18 protein-coding genes are annotated in these 22,535 nt (G+C 59.5%); 9 read left to right on the plus strand and 9 right to left on the minus strand.

Annotated features, from left to right (window positions below; translation table 11 throughout):
- Positions 1 to 379 precede the first annotated feature (379 nt).
- Together HMPREF1206_RS04260 and HMPREF1206_RS04265 are read right to left on the minus strand one after the other, a co-directional pair.
- The gene (locus HMPREF1206_RS04260; protein WP_016422139.1) at positions 380 to 2,602 is read right to left on the minus strand and encodes an NADP-dependent isocitrate dehydrogenase; all 2,223 of its coding nucleotides are present in this window, start codon (positions 2,600 to 2,602) and stop codon (positions 380 to 382) included.
- Between the two features lie 265 nt (positions 2,603 to 2,867).
- The gene (locus HMPREF1206_RS04265) at positions 2,868 to 3,857 is read right to left on the minus strand and encodes a hypothetical protein (RefSeq protein ID WP_016422140.1); all 990 of its coding nucleotides are present in this window, start codon (positions 3,855 to 3,857) and stop codon (positions 2,868 to 2,870) included.
- Positions 3,858 to 4,252: 395 nt separating this feature from the next.
- Here HMPREF1206_RS04265 and HMPREF1206_RS04270 point away from each other — a divergent pair, with 395 nt between their 5' ends.
- Positions 4,253 to 5,563 carry an MFS transporter gene (locus tag HMPREF1206_RS04270; RefSeq protein ID WP_016422141.1) on the plus strand — a complete coding sequence of 437 codons (1,311 nt, stop codon included), beginning with the start codon at positions 4,253 to 4,255 and terminating at the stop codon, positions 5,561 to 5,563.
- Between the two features lie 43 nt (positions 5,564 to 5,606).
- Entirely contained in the window at positions 5,607 to 6,563 is a 957-nt protein-coding gene (locus HMPREF1206_RS04275; protein WP_016422142.1) for an exodeoxyribonuclease III, read from the plus strand.
- Positions 6,564 to 6,591: 28 nt separating this feature from the next.
- Here the strand turns inward: HMPREF1206_RS04275 and HMPREF1206_RS04280 are convergent, their stop codons facing one another.
- Positions 6,592 to 9,279 carry a DUF6541 family protein gene (locus HMPREF1206_RS04280; protein WP_016422143.1) on the minus strand — a complete coding sequence of 896 codons (2,688 nt, stop codon included), beginning with the start codon at positions 9,277 to 9,279 and terminating at the stop codon, positions 6,592 to 6,594.
- Positions 9,280 to 9,469: 190 nt separating this feature from the next.
- Here HMPREF1206_RS04280 and HMPREF1206_RS04285 point away from each other — a divergent pair, with 190 nt between their 5' ends.
- From HMPREF1206_RS04285 to HMPREF1206_RS04295, 3 genes are all read left to right on the plus strand, one after another.
- Complete coding sequence (locus HMPREF1206_RS04285; protein WP_016422144.1) at positions 9,470 to 9,901, plus strand: hypothetical protein; 432 nt, start codon at positions 9,470 to 9,472, stop codon at positions 9,899 to 9,901.
- 96 nt (positions 9,902 to 9,997) lie between these two features.
- Complete coding sequence (gene trpS, locus HMPREF1206_RS04290) at positions 9,998 to 11,053, plus strand: tryptophan--tRNA ligase (protein ID WP_016422145.1); 1,056 nt, start codon at positions 9,998 to 10,000, stop codon at positions 11,051 to 11,053.
- 62 nt (positions 11,054 to 11,115) lie between these two features.
- The gene (locus HMPREF1206_RS04295; RefSeq protein WP_016422146.1) at positions 11,116 to 12,141 is read left to right on the plus strand and encodes a YhjD/YihY/BrkB family envelope integrity protein; all 1,026 of its coding nucleotides are present in this window, start codon (positions 11,116 to 11,118) and stop codon (positions 12,139 to 12,141) included.
- Here HMPREF1206_RS04295 and HMPREF1206_RS04300 read toward each other — a convergent pair whose 3' ends face one another.
- On the minus strand, positions 12,142 to 13,392 hold the full coding sequence (locus HMPREF1206_RS04300) for a D-alanyl-D-alanine carboxypeptidase family protein (protein WP_180950687.1): 1,251 nt from the start codon (positions 13,390 to 13,392) through the stop codon (positions 12,142 to 12,144).
- Positions 13,393 to 13,548: 156 nt separating this feature from the next.
- On the opposite strand from HMPREF1206_RS04300, the gene HMPREF1206_RS04305 reads away from it, so the two are divergent.
- Entirely contained in the window at positions 13,549 to 14,778 is a 1,230-nt protein-coding gene (locus HMPREF1206_RS04305) for an adenosine deaminase (protein ID WP_016422148.1), read from the plus strand.
- A gap of 29 nt (positions 14,779 to 14,807) precedes the next feature.
- Here HMPREF1206_RS04305 and HMPREF1206_RS04310 read toward each other — a convergent pair whose 3' ends face one another.
- From HMPREF1206_RS04310 to HMPREF1206_RS04320, 3 genes are all read right to left on the minus strand, one after another.
- Positions 14,808 to 16,049, minus strand: coding sequence for a hypothetical protein (locus tag HMPREF1206_RS04310; protein ID WP_016422149.1), 1,242 nt, complete (start codon positions 16,047 to 16,049; stop codon positions 14,808 to 14,810).
- A 132-nt stretch (positions 16,050 to 16,181) separates the two neighbouring features.
- Positions 16,182 to 17,225, minus strand: coding sequence for a C40 family peptidase (locus HMPREF1206_RS04315; RefSeq protein ID WP_016422150.1), 1,044 nt, complete (start codon positions 17,223 to 17,225; stop codon positions 16,182 to 16,184).
- Positions 17,225 to 17,545, minus strand: coding sequence for a hypothetical protein (locus tag HMPREF1206_RS04320; RefSeq protein ID WP_016422151.1), 321 nt, complete (start codon positions 17,543 to 17,545; stop codon positions 17,225 to 17,227). The genes HMPREF1206_RS04315 and HMPREF1206_RS04320 overlap by 1 nt, the downstream gene beginning before the upstream one ends.
- 346 nt (positions 17,546 to 17,891) lie before the next feature.
- Here HMPREF1206_RS04320 and upp point away from each other — a divergent pair, with 346 nt between their 5' ends.
- Positions 17,892 to 18,527: a uracil phosphoribosyltransferase gene (gene upp / locus HMPREF1206_RS04325; RefSeq protein WP_016422152.1), complete on the plus strand. Its 636-nt coding sequence runs from the start codon at positions 17,892 to 17,894 to the stop codon at positions 18,525 to 18,527.
- A gap of 9 nt (positions 18,528 to 18,536) precedes the next feature.
- Here upp and HMPREF1206_RS11120 read toward each other — a convergent pair whose 3' ends face one another.
- The gene (locus HMPREF1206_RS11120; protein WP_141744775.1) at positions 18,537 to 19,220 is read right to left on the minus strand and encodes a hypothetical protein; all 684 of its coding nucleotides are present in this window, start codon (positions 19,218 to 19,220) and stop codon (positions 18,537 to 18,539) included.
- A gap of 172 nt (positions 19,221 to 19,392) precedes the next feature.
- Here HMPREF1206_RS11120 and HMPREF1206_RS04340 point away from each other — a divergent pair, with 172 nt between their 5' ends.
- On the plus strand, positions 19,393 to 20,643 hold the full coding sequence (locus HMPREF1206_RS04340; RefSeq protein WP_172620230.1) for a M20 family metallopeptidase: 1,251 nt from the start codon (positions 19,393 to 19,395) through the stop codon (positions 20,641 to 20,643).
- A 75-nt stretch (positions 20,644 to 20,718) separates the two neighbouring features.
- The gene (locus HMPREF1206_RS04345) at positions 20,719 to 22,128 is read left to right on the plus strand and encodes an NAD(P)H-quinone dehydrogenase (RefSeq protein ID WP_016422155.1); all 1,410 of its coding nucleotides are present in this window, start codon (positions 20,719 to 20,721) and stop codon (positions 22,126 to 22,128) included.
- Between the two features lie 98 nt (positions 22,129 to 22,226).
- Here the strand turns inward: HMPREF1206_RS04345 and HMPREF1206_RS04350 are convergent, their stop codons facing one another.
- The gene (locus HMPREF1206_RS04350; protein WP_016422156.1) at positions 22,227 to 22,505 is read right to left on the minus strand and encodes a mycoredoxin; all 279 of its coding nucleotides are present in this window, start codon (positions 22,503 to 22,505) and stop codon (positions 22,227 to 22,229) included.
- Between the last annotated feature and the right edge of the window lie 30 nt (positions 22,506 to 22,535).

The following is a 22,535-nucleotide window of genomic DNA, read 5'->3' on the forward strand; positions in this document are numbered from 1 at the left end:
GGCGGGTTTGCTTCACTACTTCTCCTGGTCGAAAGTGGTGATGCATTCACCGCCTGAACCTACCGGGCAAAAGTGTCATAAAGGTAGTCACTAACTCATGGGGTGAGGCACTGCGGTGCCGGGGCATCGGGCGCTGCGGTGCCGAGTGTCGAGGTGAGCCAAACAGGGGACTGAGTATGGGCGAAGGGTACCGTAAAGCGCCGAAAAGCACTGGGTACTGTCAAGACCGTTACGGAAGTCAGGGCATAGAAAAAGCCCCTCGCGCCATGTGCATCAAATGCAACATGAGCGAGGGGCTATCGCCCGAAACCGGCGGTCAGCCTAGGTCGGCCTAGGCCAGCCTGGGCCAACTAGGCCAGCCAGGAGCAAGCAGCTAGTCCTACTTCTTCAGGCCGTCGATGATCTCGTTGAACTCAGCGGACGGACGCATAACTGCGGAGGTCTTCTCATCGTCCGGCAGGAAGTAGCCACCCAGATCAGCTGGGGAACCCTGAGCATCAATCAGGGTCTTGGCGATGGACTCTTCCTTCTCCGTGAGAGCCTTAGCAACCGGGGCGAAAGCTTCCTTCAGCTCGGAGTTCTCGTCCTGCTTGGCCAGCTCCTGTGCCCAGTAGAGAGCCAGGTAGAAGTGGGAGCCGCGGTTGTCGATTTCGCCAGCCTTGCGGGACGGCGACTTGCCCTCGTCGAGCAGGGTAGCGGTTGCCTTATCCAGGGCCTCAGCCAGGACGCGCGGACGTGGGTCGTCGTCATGCTCAGCGGCGTAGCGCAGGGACTCGGCCAGTGCCAGGAACTCACCCAGGGAGTCCCAGCGCAGGTGGTTTTCTTCCTGAACCTGCTGGACGTGCTTCGGTGCGGAACCGCCTGCGCCGGTCTCGAACAGGCCGCCCCCGGCCATCAGCGGCACGACCGACAGCATCTTGGCGGAGGTGCCCAGCTCCATGATCGGGAACAGGTCGGTGAGGTAGTCACGCAGAACGTTACCGGTTACGGAAATGGTGTTCTCGCCGCGGCGGATGCGCTCGAGGGAGAACTTGGTAGCGGACACCGGATCCATGATGCGGATATCCAGACCCTCGGTGTCGTGGTCTGCCAGGTACTCGTTGACCTTGCTGATCAGGTTGTTGTCGTGCGCACGCTGCGGGTCCAGCCAGAACACTGCAGGGTCGCCAGTGATACGAGCGCGGTTGACGGCCAGCTTCACCCAGTCGCGGATTGGGGCGTCCTTGGTCTGGCAGGAGCGCCAGATGTCACCCTCGGCGACGTGGTGCTCAATCAGAACCTCGCCAGCGGAGTTGATGACCTGCAGGACACCGTCAACCGGGATCTGGAAAGTCTTGTCGTGGGAGCCGTACTCCTCAGCCTTCTGGGCCATCAGGCCGACATTCGGGACAGAGCCCATGGTTGCCGGGTCGAAGGCGCCATTGGCGCGGCAGTCCTCGATAACAGCCTGGTAGACGCCTGCGTAGGAGGAGTCCGGGATGACTGCGAGGGTGTCGCGCTCCTCACCGTCCGGACCCCAGCCCTTGCCGCCGTTGCGGATCAGGGCCGGCATGGAAGCGTCAACGATGACGTCAGACGGAACGTGGAGGTTGGTGATGCCCTTATCGGAGTTGACCATGTAAAGGGCCGGACCTTCCTTCAGGTCCTTCTCGATAGCGGACTTGACGGCCGCCGCAGTAGCGTCGTCAAGCTTGTGCAGACCATCGAGCATGGCGCCCAGGCCGTTGTCCGGAGTCAGGTTGGCGGCAGCCAGCTTGGACTCGAACTTCGGGAAAACAGATGGCAGGAAGGCCTTGACAACCTCGCCGAAGATCAGCGGGTCGGAGACCTTCATCATGGTGGCCTTCAGGTGCACGGAGAACAGGATGTTCTCGCGCTGTGCGCGGCGAATCTGAGCGCGCAGGAAGTTGTCCAGGATGTGGACGTTCATGCCCGTGCCGTCAATAATCTCGCCCTTGAGGACCGGCATTTCCTTCTTCAGGGTGATGATCTGGCCGTCGTTAGCCTCGAGCTGGTAAGTCAGCTTGTCGTCGGCCGGCATGACAACCGACTTCTCATTGTGGCGGAAGTCGTTGGAGGCCATGGTGGCGACGTTGGTCTTGGAGTCTGCGGACCAAGCGCCCATGCGGTGCGGGTGCTTGCGGGCGTAGTTCTTCACCGGCTCCGGAGCGCGGCGGTCGGAGTTGCCCTCACGCAGTACCGGGTTAACGGCAGAGCCCTTGACCTTGTCGAACTTGGCGCGGTCGGCGGTCTCTTCCTCGCCTTCCGGCTGCGACTTGTACTTCGGAATGTCATAGCCCTTTTCCTGCAGCTCTGCGACAGCGCGCTTAATCTGCGGGACGGATGCAGAGATATTCGGCAGCTTGATGATGTTGGCGTCCGGCTCCTTGACCAGCTTGCCCAGGGCTGCCAGCGCATCCTCTACCTTCTGCTCGTCCGAAAGACGCTCCGGGAACTGAGCCAGAATGCGGCCTGCGAGGGAGATGTCGCGGGTTTCAACATTGACACCAGCCTGGCTTGCAAATGCCTCCACGATTGGCTTCAGCGAGTAGCTCGCCAGCAGAGGGGCTTCGTCAGTACGGGTCCAAATAATTGTCGCCATAATTCATGTCTCCTATCTGTTTTGTTCCACGATAACCCAGTTTTGAATCCTGGGTTGTGTCGGGGCATAGCGCAAAAACAGTGATAGTGATATGAATAACGCAATTATGTGAGGTAAGTCACGAAATGCGCTATTATTTGTCGCTTATTCGCCGCTTTTCATTCCATTTTTCGCTTTACGACGGTCCCAGCGCTCAGGCCCCTCAAATACGAAAAACCGCGCTGGGGTGTCGTGCACGCCGGCGCGGTTGTTCAGGGCAGCCTAGTTAGTTCTGCGTATTGTTCGGAGGATTGTTCTGGCCGAACTGGTAGCCCTGAATGTTCTGAGACTGTGGGTACTGCGGAGCATAGCCCTGCCCCGGGGCCGACTGGGTAGTCCTGACCAGTTTCTGGCCTCGGAACCATGCGTGCATGTCCTTGAGGAACATAAGAACGCAAGCCGCGATCAGCATGGCACCTGCGAGGAAGAGGACTACATCCACCCAGGAGCTCAAGAACAGGAGGGGGATGATGGTCATAGCCAACGCCAGTGGTGCCACGGTGGCGCAGAAAAAGATTGGTGCCGTCGAGTCTTCACCGCGGAGGATGGAGTGAATCCAGTATGCGGTCAAGGTGACAAGCATCATTCCCATCAGTAAGAGGACTGGGACAAGAACGAGGGCGGCTGCAGCGCCCATAATGTAGCCGATGTCATCCCAAGTGCCCCCCAATGATGACTCTAGGCTGCCGAGATCGTTGGCGCCCTGGATGCCGAGCGTGATTGCGTACAGAACTGCGATGATGCCAATCAGAGTTGAAAAACCGACCAAGCCGGTAGTGATTCGGGGGATGAGTGGCATGCGCTGCCACATGTTCTGCAGTGTGGCGTTTGCAGGCAGCGGTGGTACATCCGTGGTCACCGTGGTGGTTACTGTCGCAGGACTGGTTTGAGTCGGGGCGGACCACTGTGCTTGCTGGGTTTGCGTCTGGAACGAGGATTCCTGCGCAGTGGGTACCGGGCGATTTGCCAGCTCGCGCAGCGTCGCGATGGTGATGGTGGCGTTCTCATCGGACAGCAAAGCGTCGTATTCGCGACGACGTCCCTCATCGCCAAGCACCTGCAGCGCAGTGAGCTTCTCCTGGAACTCGCCGGAGTACTCCGAGACGCCAGCATCTCGCAGTTCGGAGAGCTGATTAGAAAGATTTGCATGGAGTTCTTCGGTGCTGGCTGCGCTATCCAGCTTCAGAGACTCGTAGAGGTTATAGCGGTCGCCCATAGTGGATCAAGATCCTATCGGTATTGCAGTTCGAAATATCTTTTAAAACAATTTACCCGGTAGCTAGTACGGAAGCATCGAAGACCCGGAGCGCTCGATGGGTAGGAAGTCCGTGGCGCTCGGAGGGAATGGTAGTCCTCGGCAAACAATGCCGATTGCAAAATGGTTTAGAAGAACTTGAGTGAGCGACTTCCACTAATGGCCGTAGATGTTATTCCGCGCACAAATACCCGGGGAACAGGCGGATTAAATAGCGAATTTTTTGTGTTGCGGAGTAGAGTCTCATTTTTCCCTTGCGGCTCCCCTCACGGTTTTGGGAGCCCGTCTTGGGTCGAAAGTCGAGGGGAACTGAGAGTCCACCAACTGGCGTAAGAAGAGAAAAGGAGACGGTCGCAATGACGTCGTCAAGCGAAGTAACAACCCACAACGACGACCACAAACCGCGTGCGCGTCGTGCGGGAGCGTTTAGCTCGCATCGCCGTCCTGTTCCGGTGCAGGACGACATCTCTGATCTACGCCGAATCTTGGTGATTGTGGCTCTGTCGGTCGGTGCATTCGGCATCGGCGTTACCGAGTTTGTGGCCATGGGCCTGCTGCCTTACATCGCTGATGCCTTCGGACGTGATGAGGATGCCGCAGGGCGCATGATTTCGATGTACGCACTCGGTGTTGTCGTGGGCGCACCCCTAATTACCGTGCTGACCGGCTCGATTCCGCGCAGGCGCATGCTCCTGCTGCTGATGGCGGCATTTACCATCGGCAATGGTGCCACGGTTTGGGCAGGCACACTGGGCTCTTTCGAAGCGGTCATGGTCTCGCGCTTCATTGCCGGTCTGCCGCACGGCGCGTATTTCTCGGTGGCGGCGCTGGTGGCGGCCTCCCTGGCTAAGCCGGGACAGCGCGGCAAGATGGTGGCTCTGTCGGGCGTGGGGTTGTCGGTGGCGACTGTGATTGGTGTGCCGGCCGCGCAGGTGCTGGGACAGATTTACGGTTGGCGCAGCGCCTTCGCGTTTGTCGCGGTCATCGGGCTGATTGCATTTGTTTCGCTGTGGTTCGCCGTGCCGCATATGAACCGCATGCCGAAGACACGTCCGATGGATGAGCTCTCGGCTCTGGTGACACCGCAGGTGCTGCTGACCGTCGCAATCGGCACCGTTGGTTTCGGCGGCATGTTCGCGGTTTACACCTACATCACCTGGACTATGACTCGCGAAGCGGGCATGAGCGAAAACCACATCTGGATTGTGCTGATGGCCTATGGCATCGGCATGGTTGTCGGTACTTACATCGGTGGCTGGCTCTCCGACCGCATCGGGGAGTGGGGCATCATGGTTGCGTTGGTGCTGATGGTAATCATGCTCAGCGTCTTCTACTTCACCTCACAGAATGCTGTGCTGGGCACGATCAACTTCCTCCTTATCGGTCTGCTGGGATCGGTATTGGTGCCTAATCTGCAGACCCGTCTGATGGATGTCGCCGGTCGCGCACAGACGCTGGCGGCAGCACTCAACCAGGCCGCATTGAACATGGCCAACGCATTCGGAGCGGCGCTCGGTGGTTGGGTCATTGCGTCCGGTTATGGCTACCGCGCACCGGCTTTGGGCGGCGCGACGTTGGCGATGTTGGCTATCTTCATCGCTCTGCCGACCATTGTTCTTTACCGCCGCTCACAGGCGAAGAAGGCCGAGCGCATCGAACTGCGCTAGGGGTCTTCAAGGCGTAGTGCACGCATAGGTAACGTATGAGGGCATGAGCCTTACAATCGCGACAATCAATGTCAACGGCATCCGCGCCGCCGTCAAGGAGCGCAGCGAAACCAATCTGGGATTGCTGGAGTGGCTGAAGCACACCAGTTCCGATGTCGTTTTGCTGCAGGAAGTCCGCGCCACCGACGACCAGGCACGCAAGGCCCTCGCGCCCGCTTTCGATGCCGGATGGCATTGGGTCGGCGCTGAAAACCTGGGTGCCAAGGGGCGCGCCGGCGTGGGCATTCTCTCGCGCTTTCCGCTTAACGACGTCCAGGTGGGCATCGGCTCCGAGGAGTTCGAAGAATCCGGTCGGTTTATCAGTGGTGTTGCCCCGGCAGCGGACACCGGCCTGGATGTGGATGTCCAGATTGCCAGCCTCTACCTGCCCTCTGGTGCTGCCCTGAGCGAGAAGCAGGATGAGAAGTACCGCTTCCTCGATGCCTTCTCCGACTACCTGGCCGAACTGGGTGCCAAGGGGCGCGACGGTCACCACGCAGTCATCGGCGGCGACTGGAACATCTGCCACCGCGAACAGGATTTGAAGAACTGGAAGACCAACCGCCGCAAGAGCGGTTTCCTACCGCAGGAGCGTGCCTGGATGGACTCGGTCTTCGGCTGCTGGCCCGATGAGGTTCCCCAGGATTCGCAGGTACAGGCCAGCGACAAGGAGCTGGAATCCGGTGCCTTCTCCGATGGTTCTGTGTGGGAGGCCCCGAAGCTCAATGCAGATCCGGTGTGGTTTGATGTCACTCGCCGTCTGCACCCAGAGGCCGACGGTCCCTGGTCCTGGTGGACCTACCGCGGTAAGGCGTTCGATACCGATGCCGGCTGGCGGATCGACTACCAGGCGGTAACCGAACCAATGCTCAAGCGTGCTGTCAGCTCGGTAGTGGATAAGCCTGCCGCCTACGACCTTCGCTGGACGGACCACGCGCCGGTGATCGTGGAGTACGCCTAAACCCGGCATACGCCTAACCCCGAGCGGACTAGTGTGCTCCGACGTCAGCGAACTCTGGGATTATCTCAGGCTCGGGAGCAGTTACGAGATGCCGGTTCTGCCGCAACATGGAGGCGATGCCGTCAACGATGGCGTCGGCCCATTTGTCCTGCATAGCGGGGTCGGCCAAATCGCGGGTGAGTTTTTCAGCGCCCACCGCTCCCAGCGATAGCGCAATTGTCGGCGCATGTGGCCGCGAACTCTGGTTCACCGCCACTGCCGGCGCCAGGCCGGTGCGAAACTCGGTTGGCACCCCGTTTGTGCTGTAACTGCTGTGCGGATTGAAACCTCGGTACACCATTCCGTCGCGAACACCCGCCGCCAACTGCCAACCGGCAGGAGCATCGTCCTCAGGTTCGAGAGACTTCACCACAGCGGATACCGAAAAACCACGATCGCCAATGTTATCCCCAGAAAGGGTCTGCCCCTCTGATGAGCGACCGACGATTACGGTGGCTGCGCTCGCAGTGTCGTCGGCAAGTGAATGCGCGCCAATGATTGCGCCGCGCTGACGGAGCTTGTCGCTGGCGCGTTGCACGATGCTGTCGATGTGAGCGGAAGTATCCCCACTCAAACGCAGCGCGCGAGGCAGGTCGGCGTTGATAGCCTCGATGGCCTCGCGGCGAGAGTCGACGGTGATGTGCGCGCCGGCGAGCGGATCGACAGCCTCGTCGGGGGAGGGGACGATTGGCTGGCGCGGAGGCATCCACAGCGGATTGGGGCGCGCCGGGCGGTGTGGGGAACTGTTGACAACAGCGTGCAACTCTTCCGGTGAAAACATCTTGTTGACCGCGAAAATCATCACCGAGCTGTTGTGATACACAGGCGTGAGCCCCGGCGCGTGCCATGCCCAGGAACGCATCGACAGCGCCTCCGTGCCATCCGTGTTCACACCCGGCGGGGAACTAATGATGTAGTGCACTCCCAATTTCTTCGCCATGGCATCGAACTCTGGATGTGAGCCCAGCAGGTCAACGTTTATCGGCAGCTTGTTGCTCGCCTCGGCAGTTTTGTCAGAGAAGGAGAAATGGCGGAACAGGGTCGGCAGTCCGGCGATGGCATACATCCACGCAGAACCGTCACGACGGTCATTGAGAATATGCCCCTCAAACGCATGCGGCTGTGCGGACAGCCAATCAATAGCTTCCATGTCCGCAGCGGTCACAAACGTGCTTCCGAAACTCTGGCGAATTGCATCGCGCTGAGCAGGCCCACTCACCCAGGTTGCCGGCACAATCGCCAGTGCCGCTACGAGCCCCATCGCCAGCGCAGGATTCCACGATTTGACCGGCTGATTTCGCTTTGCGACGATCCACTGCGCCGCAGCCACAATCGCGACAACGGCAGCCGCGACTGCGTAGCCGACCAGCACTGCGCGCAGAATTCCCATAACCGCCTGCATGCGGTACGGCATGTCGTAGAAGAAAGTGCCAATAAACTTCAGATAGGTGCCGAACGGCTCAAACCAACGGGACTGCGCACTATCGGACACCACAAAGAGCAGCCCGAAAACCAGTGCCGGCCACGGAGCCCATGGGCTGTCTGGCAGGCGAGAGACAAGCGCCACCACCAGGCCGATGAGCACAAGAACCAGAACAGTCCGGGAAAAGATGGGTTCGTCAGCATAGCGGGAAAACCCGATCAGAGTTCGCCACAGTGATTCGGAGCGGGAAATCTCAATTTGGCCGGTAAAGCCCGCAACGGATTCGCCTTGCCCCCTCGCGGACAAAGCCGCCGGGAGAGTCATCACCAGAGCGAGCGCGCCGATAATTAGCGTGCGAACTAGGCCACTGACGCTCGGTTGGGTGATCAACCACAAGCCAACAAAGAGCACGGCAGCAATTGCGCCGGCCGGGTGCGTGATAAACGTGCCGACCAGGGCAAGCGTAGCGGGGACAATATAGCCCCGCATGGTCAAAGCCGCAGCAACCGGCAAAGCGGCCACCGCGAGCAGATACGGCATGGAGGATGTGCGCCAAAGAGCCACCCAAATCTCCGGAAGCATCAGCGTCGCGACGGCAGCTGCGGGACCGGCGTAGGCCGCCCACTTAGGACCAACTGCGGTGCGGGCTAGCACCGCAGTTGCTGCGGGAACAAGCAGCGCCGGGGCCAAGAACGCAAACACGTTGGAATCGAGGAAAACCGAGCCGGGCAGCAGCGCCGCCATGGCATGCCAGCCGGTGGGGTAGAACATTTCGGCCCCGGTTTCCTGATTCATCAGGTCACCGGCCGCGGTGGGCGAGGCTATTGCATGCTCGTCAATGAACCGGAGGAAGTTGGTATGCCAGAGCATGTCCCAGGCTTCGCGGATAGCGCCGGGGCCGCCGGGGACGTCGTTAAGCACGAGCATGGCGCGCATCGAGCCGACTACCGTAACTCCGACGACAATCATCGCGGTGACAACGCCGGAATCGAAGCCGTCTTCGGGCGTTGCTCGGGGGACGAATCTGCGCACCAGATAGCCAATAGCACAGAACCATGCCCACATGCCGGCCACGAAGAGCCAGGTGTAATCCAGCCCGAGCGCGTGAGACAACCATGCGGAAAAACCGGTCACACCCAGCATTAATGGGCCGGCAGATGCCAACGCGAGCGTGGGACGTAGCCCACTGGCCCAACCGAGAACTGCGCCTGGGACCAGCAGGATGAAGACGGCAACCACAATGGCAGCGAGCATGGGACTCCTGACGGATAAGAGAATTGAATTAGTCCAATAATACCTGTGGGTTAGTTCGGCACTTGGGACGCGAGCGCCTAAGATTTGAAGAAGGACTGATGGGACTTCAGCCGCTGTAAAACCCAAGCGCGAATCTGCGCGGGACTTGAAGCGAGCTCGGTGCGGACCAGGAAAGGAGAGGACATCCCCAGTGAAAAACGGCGAGAGCGATAACAAGCGGCACCAGATGGCCGATTTGGAAGCCATCGCACGGAGTCTGCAGAACGACCCTGGCACTGCTGTCAATGTCCCAGTGGTCGTGACTTCCGGTGTCATTGTTGCGTTTATCGTGCTGTCTTTTGCCTACGCGTGGCCACTGTGGATTTCCCTAGGACTCATTGTTCTGCTGGGAGCCGTGATGGTCGTGTCCTACACCCGCAGGCCACCCGTAGCCCCGCTCGAGTTGACCCAGGGGGAGCGTGAGCGTGTTCGCCGTGTTCTCTCTGAACACGGCATTCGCCCAGCGATCACGTTGGTGCGCGCACTGTACCCCGAGGAATCGCCAGCCGCTGCGGCGCGCACCGTCAAATTGCTATCCGATCGAATGCTTGTGGAGCAGGGGGACGAGGGGCGTCGGGGCTAGCTTTTGGCAGTCGGTTTCCTGCAAAAGCCCGTGGTGTTGTCGAAACGGGTACGTCGTCGACTCTCAACTGCGGGCCTCGCGCTAGACTTATTGGCTATGAGTGAAAGCAAGGGTCCTGAGGCAACTAATCCTGCACCGAGTGCTCGTAAGCAGCGCGTTCTGTCCGGCATTCAGCCGACCGCAGATTCCTACCACCTGGGCAACTACCTGGGTGCATTGAAGAACTGGATTAATCTGCAGGATGACTTCGACGCTTACTACTTCATTCCAGACCTGCACGCCATCACTGTCGAGCAGAATCCGAAGGAGCTGCGTCAGCGCACTATCGCAGGTGCCGCACAGCTGATTGCACTCGGTATTGATCCGGAGAAGTCGGTTCTCTTCGTGCAGTCGCATGTGCCCGAGCACGCGGAGCTCGGATGGGTGTTGACCTGCTTGACTGGCTTTGGTGAAGCCAGCCGTATGACGCAGTTCAAGGACAAGTCCTCTCGTCAGGGCGCGGAACACACCTCCGCTGGTTTGTTCGCGTACCCCATGCTGATGGCTGCCGACATCTTGCTCTACCGCCCACAGCTGGTGCCGGTGGGGGAGGATCAGCGCCAGCACCTCGAACTGACGCGTAACCTGGCGCAGCGTTTCAACTCCCGCTACAAGAAGACCTTCGTGGTGCCGGATCCACACATCATGGAAGGCTCCGCGAAGATTTACGACTTGCAGAATCCGACATCGAAGATGAGCAAGTCGGGTGCAAATCCGAAGGGCATTATTAACCTCTTGGACGACCCAAAGGTCTCCGCCAAGCGCATTCGCTCAGCCGTTACCGACAATGACGGAGAGATTCGCTTCGACCGTGAGAACAAGCCGGGTGTTTCCAACCTGCTGGTCATTCAGTCGGCGTTGACCGACAAGCCTGTCGACGAGCTCGTTGCCGGCTACGAAGGCGCTGGCTACGGCCAGCTGAAGGCCGATACCGCAGATGCGCTGGAGGCATTCACCACGCCACTGCGTGCACGCTATGAGGAGCTCATGGTCGATCGCGGTGAGTTGGAGCGGATTCTGGCCGAAGGCGCTGACCGCGCTCGTGAAGTTGCCGCCAAGACACTTGCAGATGTGTACGAGCGAGTCGGGTTCCTGAAGGCCGCCAACCGTTAATTCAGCTGTAGACTCTGCGCTTCAGTCTCCGTACCGAAAGCTGGCACGTTAAGGTAGGGGACATGGCAACCTCTACTCAAAAAGATCCGAAGAGAACGGACCGCTATGGCATCGAGCGTGTACACGCCGATGAACCGAGCGCAATCGACCGCCTCCGCGAAAAGTGGGCGTGGTTCGATCACGTTATGCGGATGCAGGAGCGCTACTCCGAGCAGGGCGGTAACTTTTTTGCCGCCGCTGTCACGTACTTCTCCGTGCTGTCGATTTTCCCCCTAATCATGACGGCATTTGCCATCCTCGCGCTTGTGTTGCGTGGCAATGAGCAGCTGCTTGAGCAAATCCAGTCCGCTATCACCGACTCCATCGATGGGTCGATGGGCGACACCATCAACGCAATTATCGAAGGCGCGATCGATCAGGCAGGTGGCGTCTTCACCGTCGGTTTCATTGCCACCCTGTGGTCGGGTCTTGGTTGGATGGGCAACCTCTCCAACGCAGTGACACAGCTGTGGAAGCGCCCGCTGGGCGCTAGCAACTTCGTGGTGGGAAAGGTTCGCGACCTGCTGCGTCTGCTGGGCATGCTGGTTATGATCCTGCTGACCTTCGCTGTCACCGCAGCCGGCTCTTCCGGACTGACCCAGTCCCTGCTGGACAAGATTGGTCTGGCTCATGTCCCGGGAATCACAATTATTGCGGGATTGATTGCCATCGCCATTGGTCTCGTTGCCAACTGGCTGCTGTTCTTCTGGATGCTCGCTTTCCTGCCGCGCGGGGGCGCCCCGTTCCGCTCTGCGGCAAAGGGTGCGATTATCGGTGCGATTGGCCTTGAGGTTGTCAAGCAGCTCGGTAGCGTTTTCTTCTCCAACGCCCTGTCGAACCCGGCCGGTGCAGTTTTCGGTCCGGTCATCGGTTTGATGGTCGTTTTCTACCTCATCTGGCGCATAACTATGTATGCCACTGCCTGGACCGCGACGACCGAAGAAGCGCTTGCCGACGAGGAGCTGGATGCACCTGCTCCTGCTGTCATTAACGTCCGTGCGGAAGCGGCCAACCCGTCCGGATTGAACCGCCTGCTCGGTTCGAAATAATTAGCCTCGATCGCGTCTGCCGAAGCGGTAGGTGACCATCGCAATCAATGCGATGACACCTACGATGGCAGCGCTGACAGTAATTTTTAGCCCGGTTCCTGTTGACTCGTTGTCCAGGATATCGGGCAATTTTTCTACCAACTTATCCTCAGTCGCTTCCGCTTCGAGGACACCGACAGAGCTGTCCTGCGGGGCCGCGAAGCCGGCGTCGAGAAGCGATGCCGCCTGCTCCCAGGGGCGCGGCGAATCCTCAACCGTGACGTCGAGAACGATGACGCCGAGACGACGGCCATCGCGCTCAGCCACCCCAGCGAAGGTGTGACGGGCATCGTCGGTAAAACCGGTCTTGCCTCCAAGGGCGCCGGGGTAGTCCTGGGCAATCAGCTGATTGTCGTTGGCGATTTCGAAGTCATCGACCTCGAGAGCCTTGTCTCCGGGGATGGTGGCCAGGCGGGTGGCCGAGAGCTTGCGATAAATCTCATTGTTGAATGCGTGCTGGAAGAACAGTGACATGTCGTATGCCGACGTCATCTGTCCCGGAGCATCGAGACCAGTCGGGTTGACCACTCGCGTATCCGTCGCCCCCAACTTCTTTGCCAGGGCATTGACCTTCTCTGTGGTCTTATCCATGCCACCAAGTTCGCGGGCCAAGGCGTGGCCGGTGTCGTTGCCGGAGTTAAGCAGCAGACCAGTCAGGAGCGTTTCTACCGAGTAGTTCACGTCCTCGACGATGCCGACACGAGAGCCCTCCATGTTCGCGTCCTCGAAGGTCGCCTTGACTGGGGTGTCGAGCTTCAAATTCTCGATTGCCTCCATCGCCAGCAGCACCTTAATAATCGATGCCGGACGGTAGCGGCCGTGCGGGTCCTTCGCCGCAAGGACATCGCCGGATTTCAAATCGAACACCGTCCATGCAGAGGCGGAGAGGTCCTTCGGAACGTCAAACCCCTCACCGCTGACAATGCCGCAGGCGGACATCTTGCTACCTCCAGCCAGCTTTTGAGGAACCGGAAGTGGAGCGGGAGATGTTTCGCCGGGAGCCGGAACCTCAGAGGAATCCACTGGTGCTGGTGGAAGGGTCTTGTAGGGGCAGCCCTCCGTGTCACGGATATCAGGTGCGGGACCGACAATCGGGGCGTCGTCGGTAAGCGAGGTGCTCTGCGCCATGGCTGCAGGGGCGGTGCTCGGCAGAAGCAGAGCGCTGGTAGCTAGCAGCGTAACGGCAGATGAGAAGCGGCGAGAGGGAAACATGATGAAATAAGGGTAGTAAAACGTCACCCGAAATGACGTATTCGTCGTGTGTGGATGGGGGAAAACGGGGGAGCGGAAGCCTTTGTACAAAGCAGAATTACGATTCACCGGCAGTGAAGTAGAAGCGGAGGGCACAGTACCGATAGTCTGGCCATTATGACTAATTCTTTGCACAGTGATGCTCAGTCTCTGGACACACAGTCTTCGGCATCGAATCTCGATGAGATGCGCAAGGTTGTCGCCAGCCTGCCCAAGGTACTGCTTCACGATCACCTCGATGGCGGCCTGCGCCCGCAGACCGTTATCGACCTGGCCGCGGACTGCGGTTACACCGATCAGTTGCCCACCACCGACGTGGATGAACTGGAGAAGTGGTTCATTGACACCGGCAACTCTGGCTCGTTGCCGAGCTACCTGACCGCCTTCGCGCACACCTGCGCCGTCATGCAGACCGCTGAGTCGCTGACGCGCGTTGCGCGTGAGGCCGTCGAGGATCTGGCCGCCGACAACGTCGTCTACGCTGAGCTGCGCCTGGCTCCGGAAAACCATTTGGAAAAGGGCCTGGATATGCAGGCTGTCATCGACGCACTGGTCGAAGGCCTGGCGCAGGGTGAAGCCCATGCCGCCGCTGAGGGAAAGCACATCACCGCACGTCTGCTGGTCTGTGCGATGCGCCAGAATGACAATTCCAAGGAAGTCGCACAGCTGGTCATCGACAACTACGGGAAGAACTCCGACGGGTACGTTGTCGGTTTTGACATCGCTGGACCGGAAAACGGCTTCCCACCGGCTAACCATGCCGAAGCATTCACCATGCTGCGGGAAAACCTCATTCCGGTCACCATTCACGCAGGTGAAGACGCCGGTGTCGATTCGTTGCAGGATGCTGTCGTGCAAGGTGCTCGCCGCCTGGGTCACGGCGTACGCATCTACGAGGACTTCGGTGCTTCCCTCGAGGGCATCGAATGCCAGGAGGTTGCCTCCGCTATTCGTGACCGCCAGATTCCGCTGGAAATCTGCCCGACCTCCAACGTTCAGACTGGTGTTTGTGACAGCGTTGCGGATCACCCGTTCTCGCTTCTCGACGATATGAGTTTCGCCTGCACGGTCAACACGGATAACCGTCTGATTGGCGCGACTTCCATGACCCGGGAGTGCATGGAGTTGGTGGAGAACTTCGGTTACGGCTACAGCGAGCTGTTCGAACTGACCTCGAATGCGCTAAACAATGCATTCGTGGATCTGCCGACCCGCGAGCACATCATGGACACCATTATTTACCCCGCTTACCTGCAGCTTATCGACAACAGCGACGAGGACATCGAAACTGATGTCAACGGTGCGGGTTTCGGTGCCGAAGATGAGCTGAACCTGACGCTGGACTAGCCAGCGCCGGCCAGCTTTGCTGGGAGGAGCTAGATCTTGGTCGTGAACCGAGCGGCCAAGTCCTTCTCCAGCTGCCTCCAGCCCTCGGCCTCATCGTCGTAAGGCGGAACTGGCTCGGACATTTCTCCGGTGTCCAGCAGGAAGTTCAGCAGCCACTGCAGCTGCTGGTTGCCCGCCAGTACTTCGTTCACGGCATCATCTCCAGCCCAGTCAGCGGCGTCTGCGAGTAGCTCGTACGCGCGGGCGAGCTGGGCGGTGTCCACGGCGTTCGGGCCCTTTTCAATGTCCTCGGCCAGGCCGGTAAACGAGTACTCATTGTCCTCGTGCACCACGGCCTCCAGTTCACCTGCGTTGGCCGCGGTGATGATTTCATCCCACGTCGTCAGCGCCGACATGTCGTGATGCTTGTGCTCCAGCAGCCAACGCACCATCGTGCGGGGCTGTGAGAACGTGTGAATCTCACCGGCGCTGCCCAGGAATAGCGGGCGACGCCCCATGTAACAACGCAAGGTGTAGAGCGTGCGGCCAGCGATGGAGATCTTGATCGGGTCGATGCCAGCGTTGGCCCACACCGTCTGATCGTACGGATCGCCGGCGGTCTCCTCTGCGGACTTCTTTTCCTCTTCGCGCTTCTTCTCCGCTGCTTCACGACGCTCACGCTCCGCGGCCTCCGCTTCCTTTAATGCGGCTGCAGCAGCGGTTTCAGACTCTTCATCGATGCTCGGAGTATTTGCGCCGATGGCGTCGATAGCGTCAATGCAATTGTCCCAGTTGGTCAAGATGACATTGCCGATAGCCGACCACTGAGCGGCGCCACTGCCCTGGAAGTGATCAGCACCATTTTGTGTGGCAGCCAGGACAGAGTGAGAGGCGAACATCTGGTTGATCGGAGTGAGATCCGCGATTGCACCAATCGAGCGAGTGATGGCAAGAATGCGATCTGCGCGCGAAACATGGTCGTAGTCGGCCCGGCCGGCCAGAATCTCTGGCAGCCCAATCAGGTCATAGCGGTGGCGTGGCGCCGCGATGGCAGCTCCCGGTAGCTGCTGGTTGAAGTTTCGCCAGCTGGGGTGCTGCGTGAAGTCGTGAGGAGCATCCGACTGAAGGAAAGCCAGGAGCTTTGCCGCCGATGAGAACAAATAGATGTCATCGCCGCGGCCGAGCAGAGCCTGCCACTCGGAGCCACCTTCACGCCAGCTTGGAGCCCACAACGTGTAAAAGGTGCCCGAGGTCAGCTCGAGTTCGATAGGAACGATGCCTTTCCTGGCCATAGTTTTCGTCGCAGCCCTTCTGCTTGTTGGTGATTATTAAAATTCAAAAATTGTCATACCTGCAGCGCCCCCACGGGTGGCAAGTTTGCGTATTCCTATCTTAGAAGTTTTGCGACGCAGATACCCACCGCACTATCCGGTCGGGCGGTAGAACCCCTTAAACGGCATGCCAATGTTGGTTGTACGCACGGGGTTTACCTGCACCGGATCGCCCGCTTCGACCATCTTTCCGTCACCGATAACCATGGCGACATGGCCGTCCCACACTGCAAGATCGCCAGGCAGCAGTTCATCCTGGCTCACCTGTCTGCCGACGGCCTGTGCTTCTGCCGTGCGGGGAATATCAACACCAGCTTGCCCGTAGGCCCAGTGCGTCAAGCCTGAGCAATCGAGCGCCTGCCCCGGAGTATTTCCGCCCCAACCATAGGGCGTTCCGACGGCACTGAGTGCAGCCTTCACCGCAGCTTGGGCCTCTGGTGTGGGCGCGCCAGCTCCAGCATCCGCAGGTACCGGCGCGCTGCCCGAATCGGACGACGCCTCCGAACCATCTGCAGCGTCGGTAGCGCTAGCCGATCCTGGGGTGTTCGTAGACGTAGAAGCGAGGGCGGCTTGAGTGGTACCTGGGGCCTCCAACTGTGCCGGGTGAGGTGGGGTAGGGGTGTCCACCGCTGTACTTGCTTGCTGTATCAGCGACTGCACCAGAGGTCGTAGTTCTTGCTCGAGTTTCATGAGCCGTGCAATTGCCTGTGAAATCGCGGAACTGGCCGCTGAGGCTAGGCTGGCACCGGTCGCGGCGAGACCAGCGGGCCCCGCAGCAGTCGCAGTCAACGAGCCCATGGCAGAACTGACAAAATCCATGGCGATTCGGGCCAAATCAGTGGCCGCTGACATTACTGCGGCCAGGCCCTTGGCAATGTCACTGTCAATGGTTCCGGCGCGAGTTTCCAAGTCGGCTGCCGCATTTGCAGCCCGTTTGAGGCTTGTTCCCGCGGCCCCTGCTCCGGAACCAGCACCATCGCCCCAGTTGCGGTCAACGGAATCTGCCACTGAGCGCCAGGCAGTACTCGCGGCGGGGATTGCGGCCCCAGCAAGTCCTGCCAGTGCGGGTGCGATGGCAGGACTTAACTGTTGTGCAATCGCGGTGGGGACCTCCGTAAGTAGATTGGTGGGAAGCATCACGCACCGCCCATTCCGCGAGTTGCAACGGCTCCCATTTTCGGTGAGATGGACTGCAGCGCATATGCGCCGGCATCTTCAGCAGTGGACACCGCAGAGACAAGAGCGTTCAGTGCACGAGCAGCGCTGGTGCCGTACTCATTCAGCTCAGCTACATGCTCGTGTTGGTGCTGTAGAGCAGTGGCTGCAGCGTGACAGAAGGGCCCAGCAAACGGGACGTCGCCAAGCGAGAGCAGTGCGCTGATGCCCAAGTCAGCGCCGCTGACCTGCTGCGACAACGCGTCAAGGCGCGTGGCATCGGCAGAAATCAGCTCTGGCACCAGCGTAAAGACTGAGTCATTCCCGCTAGTGGTCGGAGAGAGAAAAGATTGGCTGTGGGAACTGTGTGGTGATGGACGGGACAATGTTGACGGCCTCTCTAGGAAATTCGCGTGTGGTTCAACACTCAGTGCTGTGGCAGAACGGCTAGCGGGGTTCGGACGGCGACTGAGTGGCAAGTGGTTTGGTAGTAGGCGGACTTGTGCAAATAGGGCGCAGTAAATAGCCCTCGTATTGTTAGGCGCGAAAAAGGCCGATTCGGTTCCATATTTTTTGGGAACGCGTTTTCAGAAATTTGCTTTTGCCGGCACCAGAGCAGCAAAAGCAAAGCAATGTATTTTGGAAGGCATGGAGATTACCGTTGTCAACCATCCCTTGGCACAGTCACGTTTGACCATTCTGCGCGACGCGCGCACTGATAACGCGGGCTTCCGTGCGGCACTCGCCGATCTGGGCGCAATGCTGATTTACGAGGCAAGCCGGGAGCTGCCCGTCGATAACTTCGATGTTCAGACCCCAATCACTACCGCGCCGGGTTACCGTCTGCAGGATCCGCCGATTATTGTTCCCGTCATTCGTGCGGGTCTTGGCATGATTGATCCGTCGCTGTCGATGATTCCGGATGCGCAGGTGGGCTTTATTGGCTTGGCTCGTAATGAGGAAACCCATGAGCCGGTGCCGTACCTCGAGGCGCTACCGGAGGATCTGTCCGGGCGCACTGTCTTCCTGGTCGACCCAATGCTGGCAACCGGCGGTTCACTGCTGCATGCCCTGAAGCTGTTGGTGGATCGCGGCGCGGACAACATCACGGCCGTGTGCATCATTTCCGCACAGCAGGGTGTCGACGCCTTGAAGGAATCCGGTTTCCCGGTGCGTCTTGTCACCACAGTGGTGGACCCGGATCTTAACGAGGATGCCTACATCGTGCCGGGGTTGGGAGATGCGGGCGACCGCCTCTACGGTCCCCGCAACATTGATCTTTAAATTGATCTCTTAGGCAGTTCCCCAGGCTTCTGCCGCGTACTTCTTGACGACCTCGTTGTCCTTGGTCACAAGAACTCCGTCGGGGGACATCTGGTACTTGTACGAGCCGTTTTGTGCAACAACGCGGTCGCCCTCATCGACGATGATGTCCATCGATCCGGAACCCTGTGGTGTATCCGAGCGGTAGTACTTCTCGCCGGAGCGCGTCTCACAAGCAGCAGCCTTAATTCCCTGTTCAGCGGCGATAACAGCAAAGGCGCGGTCACCGTTGTCGCAGCGTGCGGAGCTGCCCACGAAGCCCAGGCCGTCTAGGTCGGAGCGGCCAGTGCCGAAGTCCTGCCCCTCCGGAGCTGATGTCGGCTCTGAGCTCGTCGTCGTGGATGGCGAAGACGTGGTGCTCGGCGTCGACGACGAGGACGATGTCGAAGTGCTCGGCGTGCTTGACGACGTCTCGGAGGACTTCGACGTAGTTGTGGTCGTGGTGGTCGTCTTGCTCGTAGAAGTCGAACTCGTCGAGGACGGCGGTGTCGAACTGGGCGACGTCGGCTGCGAGGAGGAGGGGACCTCCGGACGCTGGGGCTCATCACTATTGTTCAGCGACAGGCCGATGGCGATGCCGATGACGACCACGAGTGCGGTGGCCACGATGATGATGGGGATGCTGAGAGACTTAGGTGTGCCATTGCCGGACATGCCTATTATCATCGCAGACTTCCTCAAAATGTGAAACATCTGATAATTGAAGAGGCCAAAGTTAAAGAAGTGACTCCTGGTCATGCGTACGTCTGGCGCTGACATTCAAGCGCTTGCCGGCCACTGCTGTCGCTGGCGCAGTCGTCGGTAGGCCTCTTGTTACGGCCTGTCGATGGAGCGCTTACACTGGAGAGTTGTGATTGAGGAGTTTATTAAGCACTGGTGGGCCGAGCACGCGAACGAGATTCTCGAGTGGCGGCGGCATCTTCATGCGCACCCAGAGCTATCTCACATGGAGCACGCCACCACGGCTTTTGTGGAGGAGAAGCTGCGTGCTGCAGGGCTGAAACCAGTGCTGTTTCCCAACACCGGCCTGATGGTCGACATTGGTGAAGACGAACTCGCCGGTAGCGAAGCCGGAGGTGAACTCCCGGGACGTCTCGCTTTCCGCGGTGATATCGACGCGCTTCCAATTACAGAGAGCACGGGGCTGGAGTTTGCCAGCACCAATGACGGCGTCATGCATGCCTGCGGGCATGATTTCCACACCGCGATCACGCTCGCGACGGCACTGGCTATGGCTGAGTACCACGAAAAGCACACGTTGCCGACGCCGCTGCGTTTCATTTTCCAACCCGCCGAGGAGGTCATGGTTGGCGGTGCACCCGAGGTTATCGCTGCCGGTGCGCTCAATGGCGTTGAGCGTATTTTTGCCGTCCACTGTGAGCCGAAGCTGCGCGTAGGTCACGTCGGCGTTCGAACAGGTGCCATCACCTCTGCGGCCGACACGCTGGAGATTCAGGTGCATGGCCCGGGCGGGCATACCTCCCGTCCGCAGATGACAGCCGATGTTGTCTATGCACTGGGCAAATTGATTGTCGATTTGCCCGGATTACTGTCGCGACGCGTCGACCCGCGCACCGGCACCGTGCTCACGTTCGGTTCCGTGCACTCCGGGTATGCGCACAACGCGATTCCGTCGGAAGGCAGCGTCAGTGGCACCCTGCGCACCGCGGACATCAAGACCTGGCGCGACATCGATCCACTGGTTCGCGAACTCATTGAACAAGTCCTCGCACCGACCGGCGCAGAGTGCACCATCAATTACGAGCGTGGCGTGCCGCCCGTGCTTAACGACGAATATTGCACCGCCCTGATTGCGGAAGCTGTGCGACGAGTAGACGAGAATGCTGTCATTCAGGCCCCACAGTCGTCCGGTGGCGAGGATTTCGGTTGGTATCTCGAGCACGTCCCGGGCGCGATGGCCCGCTTGGGCTGCTGGTCCGGTCGCGGAGACAAGCACGATTTGCACCGAGATGACCTAATCGTGGACGAGCGTTGCCTGGGCGTTGGTGTGAAACTCTTCGCTGGCATTGTTGCTCGCTACGAGGACGGCGCGCAGTCAACCATGACTGTCCGTTAGACTATGGGGGCAAAGCGGGGAAAATGCCTCCCGCGGTAATTACATTGTGATATCCACGGCAACTTTGGAGGATTTGTGGCACAGAGGATCGTAATCATTGGCGGCGGCCCAGCCGGCTACGAAGCAGCGCTGGTTGGCGCCAAGTACGGTGCTGAAGTCACTGTGGTTGAGGATGCCGGGATGGGCGGTTCTTCCGTCCTGTGGGATTGCGTTCCCTCTAAGGCCTTCATCGCGGCGACGGGCGTTCGTACCGATATGCGCCGTGCGGACGAGATGGGTCTGCGTCCGGACTTCTCCCAGCGCAAAATCGACTTCACTGCGGTCAACGAGCGCGTTAAGCGCCTGGCACAGCAGCAGTCCGACGATGTTCGCGCGCAGATGGAGCGTGAGGGCATCAAGATGCTGCAGGGCCGTGGTCGTCTCGATGACCACGACCCGGGCCGTGTAACTCACTACGTCACCGTTGACTTGCTCGAGGGCGGCGAGGTCACTCTTGAAGCCGACCTGGTGCTGGTCAGCACCGGTGCGTCCCCGCGCATTCTGCCGGGTGCGATTCCTGATGGTGACCGTATTCTGACCTGGCGTCAGGTTTACGAACTGGAGGAGCTGCCGGAGCACCTCATTGTGGTCGGTTCCGGTGTGACTGGCGCTGAGTTCGTATCCTCGTTCACCGAGCTGGGCGTGAAGGTCACCATGGTCGCGTCGCGTGATCGCATCCTGCCGCACGAGGATGCCGACGCTGCAGATGCCCTGGAGGAGGTCCTGCTGGAGCGCGGTGTGGACGTTGTGAAGAACGCCCGCTGTGATCTTGTCGAACGCACGGAGGACGGCGGCGTTCGCGTCGTCACTTCCGACGGCCGTGAGGTCTTCGGCTCCCACGCGTTGATGACCGTCGGTTCGATTCCTAACACCGCGGATATGGGGCTGGAAGCCAGCGGCGTAAAACTGACTCCGTCTGGCCATATTCACGTTGACCGTGTTTCCCGTACCAACGTGCCGGGTATCTACGCTGCCGGTGACTGCACCGACTTGTTCCCGCTGGCTTCCGTTGCAGCTATGCAGGGCCGTATTGCGATGTACCACGCCCTCGGTGAAGGCGTATCTCCGATTCGCCTGCGCACCGTTTCGTCGGCAGTGTTCACCCGCCCGGAGATTGCGACTGTCGGTGTCTCCCAGGCTCAGATTGAGTCCGGTGAGGTCTCCGCTCGCGTTGAGGTTTTCCCACTGGCAGGTAACCCGCGTGCGAAGATGCGCTCGCTGCGCCACGGTTTCGTCAAGCTGTTCTGCCGTAAGAACTCCGGCATGATTATCGGTGGTGTGGTGGTCGCTCCGACCGCCTCGGAGCTGATTCTGCCAATTGCGGTGTGTGTTTCCAACCAGCTCACCGTCGATGACCTGGCAAGCTCCTTCTCTGTCTACCCGTCACTGTCTGGCTCGATTACTGAGGCTGCTCGTCAGCTGATGGCACACGACGATCTGGACTAATGCTGGTATCGCGACTGGCAGCATGACCGGTCGTATTCATACATAAAAAGCCGAACCCCGGAAGTGGGGCTCGGCTTTTTAATTACTTAGCTTTTTAATTACTTGCTGGAGAGTTCAGCGTACTTAGCGGTGACTTCCTCAACCGACGGATTCGTGGCGTGCACGCCATCGGAGTACAGCACGGTCGGAACAACGCGGTTGCCATCATTGACGGACTCAACCCACTTCGAAAGGTCGTCGTGCTTTTCGACATCCCAGGCCTCAAACGGAGTGCCGTTTTCCTTCAGGCCAGCAATAAGGTTCTGGCAGAAAGGACACCAGGCTGCAGCGTAAATGGTCACGTGTTCGGTGGTCTGTGGAGTCTTCACATCAGTCATACTTAGGTCAACGCGCGGACCAAGGCCGAT

It is taken from the genome of Corynebacterium sp. HFH0082 (assembly GCF_000411235.1).
Lineage (GTDB): Bacteria > Actinomycetota > Actinomycetes > Mycobacteriales > Mycobacteriaceae > Corynebacterium > Corynebacterium jeikeium_D.

What these genes read in the sequence shown, in the direction of transcription:
- HMPREF1206_RS04260 (WP_016422139.1), bottom strand. Translation starts at nt 2,602, where the DNA reads ATGGCGACAATTATTTGGACCCGTACTGACGAAGCCCCTCTGCTGGCG.
- HMPREF1206_RS04265 (WP_016422140.1), bottom strand. Translation starts at nt 3,857, where the DNA reads ATGGGCGACCGCTATAACCTCTACGAGTCTCTGAAGCTGGATAGCGCA.
- HMPREF1206_RS04270 (WP_016422141.1), top strand. Translation starts at nt 4,253, where the DNA reads ATGACGTCGTCAAGCGAAGTAACAACCCACAACGACGACCACAAACCG.
- HMPREF1206_RS04275 (WP_016422142.1), top strand. Translation starts at nt 5,607, where the DNA reads ATGAGCCTTACAATCGCGACAATCAATGTCAACGGCATCCGCGCCGCC.
- HMPREF1206_RS04280 (WP_016422143.1), bottom strand. Translation starts at nt 9,279, where the DNA reads ATGCTCGCTGCCATTGTGGTTGCCGTCTTCATCCTGCTGGTCCCAGGC.
- trpS (WP_016422145.1), top strand. Translation starts at nt 9,998, where the DNA reads ATGAGTGAAAGCAAGGGTCCTGAGGCAACTAATCCTGCACCGAGTGCT.
- HMPREF1206_RS04295 (WP_016422146.1), top strand. Translation starts at nt 11,116, where the DNA reads ATGGCAACCTCTACTCAAAAAGATCCGAAGAGAACGGACCGCTATGGC.
- HMPREF1206_RS04300 (WP_180950687.1), bottom strand. Translation starts at nt 13,392, where the DNA reads ATGTTTCCCTCTCGCCGCTTCTCATCTGCCGTTACGCTGCTAGCTACC.
- HMPREF1206_RS04305 (WP_016422148.1), top strand. Translation starts at nt 13,549, where the DNA reads ATGACTAATTCTTTGCACAGTGATGCTCAGTCTCTGGACACACAGTCT.
- HMPREF1206_RS04310 (WP_016422149.1), bottom strand. Translation starts at nt 16,049, where the DNA reads ATGGCCAGGAAAGGCATCGTTCCTATCGAACTCGAGCTGACCTCGGGC.
- HMPREF1206_RS04315 (WP_016422150.1), bottom strand. Translation starts at nt 17,225, where the DNA reads ATGCTTCCCACCAATCTACTTACGGAGGTCCCCACCGCGATTGCACAA.
- upp (WP_016422152.1), top strand. Translation starts at nt 17,892, where the DNA reads ATGGAGATTACCGTTGTCAACCATCCCTTGGCACAGTCACGTTTGACC.
- HMPREF1206_RS11120 (WP_141744775.1), bottom strand. Translation starts at nt 19,220, where the DNA reads ATGTCCGGCAATGGCACACCTAAGTCTCTCAGCATCCCCATCATCATC.
- HMPREF1206_RS04340 (WP_172620230.1), top strand. Translation starts at nt 19,393, where the DNA reads ATGGAGCGCTTACACTGGAGAGTTGTGATTGAGGAGTTTATTAAGCAC.
- HMPREF1206_RS04350 (WP_016422156.1), bottom strand. Translation starts at nt 22,505, where the DNA reads ATGACTGATGTGAAGACTCCACAGACCACCGAACACGTGACCATTTAC.